Annotated in this window: 4 protein-coding genes; 3 read left to right on the top strand and 1 reads right to left on the bottom strand. The window is 57.9% G+C overall.

The window, feature by feature from the left end; translation table 11 throughout:
• Positions 1 to 453 precede the first annotated feature (453 nt).
• Positions 454 to 1245 (top strand): tyrosine-type recombinase/integrase, encoded by a 792-nt coding sequence (locus Q4I23_RS31240; protein ID WP_498528793.1) that lies wholly within the window; start codon positions 454 to 456, stop codon positions 1243 to 1245.
• A 52-nt stretch (positions 1246 to 1297) separates the two neighbouring features.
• On the opposite strand, the gene Q4I23_RS31235 is transcribed toward Q4I23_RS31240, so the two are convergent.
• Entirely contained in the window at positions 1298 to 1684 is a 387-nt protein-coding gene (locus Q4I23_RS31235; protein ID WP_498528792.1) for a type II toxin-antitoxin system PemK/MazF family toxin, read from the bottom strand.
• A 341-nt stretch (positions 1685 to 2025) separates the two neighbouring features.
• Between Q4I23_RS31235 and Q4I23_RS31230 the strand changes: the two genes are divergently transcribed.
• Entirely contained in the window at positions 2026 to 2865 is an 840-nt protein-coding gene (locus Q4I23_RS31230; RefSeq protein ID WP_498528791.1) for a hypothetical protein, read from the top strand.
• Positions 2866 to 3599: 734 nt separating this feature from the next.
• Positions 3600 to 3816, top strand: a 217-nt coding sequence (locus Q4I23_RS31225; RefSeq protein WP_498528790.1) for a hypothetical protein, incomplete at its 3' end; no start/stop codon positions are given.

The following is a 3816-nucleotide window of genomic DNA, read 5'->3' as shown; positions in this document are numbered from 1 at the left end:
GGCCCGCCTACGCCAGCTCTGGGGGCGCTTCGGCGGGCCGGTTCTCCTCAGCTACACCACGTCTTGGGACACGATCCAACTGGCGTTGCTCCCAACTGCACAAGATCAAAAATTTGTTGGGCATTGCGCGCCGTTTCAGATACCGGAAGCGGCGTTCCACCTCAACCATCCGGCATAAGAGCCCCCCACCAAAACCTCCGTTTGACACGATGAAGGCGTGGGCTTGCCCCTGGCCCGGGTGGGTTTGATGGGCGGTCAAAGTGCGATGACGCTTCTGCCGAGCATCTTTGGGAATCACCGATTCGCTGAATCGAGGTAGTTCAGGTGAACATTTTGGACACGCATGTTCGCGGCTGTTCGTGTGCAGCCACTCCATAGACGTGGGTATGGACGTAGGTAAGCGCACGGGCTTGGCCTTTAACGCTTTGATATATATGGATTAATTTGAAGAAAGTGGCGGATGGGGTGGTGGATGTAGGCTTGGTCATGAAGGTCGTGGAACCGCTCTGGCAGGCCAAGACCGAAACGGCCAGCCGCGTACGGGGTCGCATCGAAACCATCTTGGACTGGGCAACAGCGCGCGGCTACCGAAACGGCGACAACCCCGCACGTTGGAGGGGGCACATGGAAAACCTTCTTCCCAGGCGCAGCAAGGTCCAGCGGGTGGAGCACCATGCGGCTCTGCCCTATCGCGACATTGCCGAGTTCATGATAGAACTGCGCAAACAGGAAGGGATTGCCGCCTCGGCGCTGGAATTTCTGATCCTCACCGCGACCCGCACCAGTGAGACAATTGGAGCGGCTTGGGACGAAACCGACCTCGAAGGCGCGGTGTGGACCATCCCGGCCACGCGCATCAAGATGGGCAAGGAGCATCGCGTCCCACTGACCAGTGCCGCATTGGCGGTGCTGGAGCGCATGAAGGCGTTGGGAACCAAGGGGCACGTGTTCCCAGGCGGGAAGAAAGGGCGCCCTCTCAGCAACATGGCCATGGCTAAGCTGCTGCAACGGATGGGCCGCAATGACATCACGGTGCACGGGTTTCGAAGCACCTTTCGTGATTGGGCTGCGGAATGCACGCACGCCCCTCGTGAGGTGGCCGAGATGGCTTTGGCCCACACGATCTCCGACAAGGTCGAAGCTGCCTACTTACGCGGAGACCTGTACGAGAAGCGGCGGAAGCTGATGGACGAATGGGCGGCGGCGTGCGGCGGGCAAGCCGAGCTCAACAGTGCCAACTCATAGGTCGTGCGCGAGATGATCGCCAACCTGCTGCAAACCACAGAGCAAGACGATGTCACGCATCATTTTCGACCTCGCCAAGTTTCTTTTCAATGGACGCCATCGTTTTGGCTGATATGTTCCCTAGAACACGCCGCGACGTTCGTTCCGGGAATTGTATGAAATTGTAACATCCAACAATTACAATAGATGGCTTGCCCTCGTCCAGCCCTGCGCTTCGTTTATCAAAGTCCGTCAACTCTATCCCAGAGCTGTATCCAACTCTCGTTGTCAGCGGCATGATGACGGCTTCATTGGACTGCGACTCCGTCAGTCCGACGACGATGCACGGCCTGTCTTTTTCTCCGCCACGCCCCCAAATTTTCGCATCGTCAGCAGTCCAGCTAAAAGGGTGAATAAGTATTCTACCCTTCCACCACACCATTTCAGAACGTTTGGTCATGGCACAAGACCTCAACCCGTTGTTTGTTAAAGAATGAGCGCGGCGCGAGATGTAGGCCACCGCATCAAACGAACTACCTCAACCGGCTTCAGGCGGAGCGGCACCACGTAAGTGAAAGGAGGCGAGACGGCGTTCAACGGTGAATCAAGGCACCTCTTACGCAACGCAGACCTGCGGCGCCTATTAACCTTGATGTCGGCCTCACTAGTTTCGTGCAACGCAATATCTCCAGCGTCGCAGCTACCCCGATATTGCACTGGACCGCGGATGCAACGAGAGCTTCGCTAGTCTTAGCGTTCCGTGCGCCCCCGCTCGGAAGTGGGTAGGAGAAGATGTGCGGCATGTTCACGCCTGAAGACGATCAAGGGTTCCAATACAATCTCTCTCTCATCGAGAGCCGCCTTACAGAAAACGACGTGAACTCGCTGCGAGGACGGCTTGGCGCCATGGGAGTGGCAGCCGATGTGGTTGATACTGTTGTTCGGGAGATTGACGCCTGCATCAAAAAGGAGTTCGCGCGTCTCCATTTGAGTGCTGGCCTTCCCGAGGCCGAAACAACGAGGAAGGAAACCAGAGATTTGCGCAAGGCGGTTGCGCAGTATCTCAAGGCATTCTCTGGAATTGGGCAGCACACCGAAGGACTTGTCAGGCAACGGTTGGATGAGCAAGGCAAGAGTGCAGACCTGCACGAGGTGTTCTCCAACATGCAAGCCATCGAGGTGGCCTGTTCACAGGTCCTGACGCAGCTCGCAAAGCGCGGTGAACGCAAGAAGTCAGAGTCCAGCGCGCTTGCTGTGCGGAATGGTGATGATACATCTACAATCTTGCTCACCGAAGTCGAGAAGGCTGACGAACTTGCAAGATCGAACCAGGACGAAGAAATCTGGGTCCTTGATGGCGCCTCATCAGCGGAAGTGAAGCGCGGCATTCCACACGATTTCATGCCTGTCATGACCAACATCAACGCTATCTGGCGCAACATGACGGGAGTTGACCTCGACCGCTCGATGAAAAGAGTGAACGTCAGAGGGGCGTGGCCCGACAGCAACGCCTTCACTCCCGTCGAGTTCACCTGCTTCGTGCTCTCCAAAGTGCACGATGGCATAAACGACGGAAATGCCGAGACACGCATCCGCGACCTCACGGCAACCCTGCGCGGCATTGTCAAGAGAAGCCAGTGACGAAAAACGCGGTGGGTTTCGGGAGTTTGTGCGCGGAAACCCACCGCAACCATAACGGGATTTGTTCGTCGACCTGCACTATGTTGTGGTTCAGAACCTGACGGCGTCGTCATCCGAACGCCCTCGTCTACTTGGCATGGCACCTCGTGCTGCGCAGTAGAGACGGGGTCGTACGTTGCGCACCGCCAGGAACGCAACCTTCAACATCGAGGACGTGGTCGTGACCATGCGCATCCTGACGCCCTCCGCCGACACCTCGTAGTATCCGATGTGCCGTAGCCGCGCGAGTTGAAGCTTTACGCGCGCAACGCTGCCGATATCCAGCTTTTCCGCCAACTAGTTACCGGCGTCTATGCTGGTGACGCGGGGGTATCTTTGCCCCGCGCGCAGAAGGCGCAGTTGTCTGTCGGCTTCCCCAACTTCGAGTGCGCACCGGAACGGCAGCCAATGTCGCTGCATGGAAGCTGTGCGCCTTCTAGAGATGAGAAACATGATGACTCCGAAGCGCATGCTTTCGGTGCAGGATTTCTGCGCCCTGCATTCTATCTCGAAGACTACAGCATATAATCTGTTCTCGCTTGGCCATGTTCGCGCGGTCCATGTCTTGGGCCGCACCCTTATCCCCTCCGACGAGGCGGAACGCTGGGCTTCCACTTTGCCCGCGCTGCCTCAGAAGAAGCGCGCGTAATCACAAGATCCGCCACCATAACGCGAGAACGGCGCGGGCCGCGCTGATGCCCGTGCCGTTCTCCCTCGCGAAGGGAATGATCGTGATGTCTGACTCCTACCAGAACACCGGCACCGCCAACGGTTCCCCCGACGATGCGCGCGCCGACACCAGCAACGCGACCGCCGGTCGGAAGCTGCTGACGCCTAACAGGATGCGGAAAAAGGGCTGTGCACGGCCGGTTGGTCGTGATTCTTTTCGGTTGAGGAGAACACGGCCGACGA

It is taken from the genome of Azospirillum sp. UFLA03-27, assembly GCF_059803775.1.
Note: the sequence above shows the minus strand (reverse complement) of the source record. Positions and strands in the feature narration are given on the sequence as shown.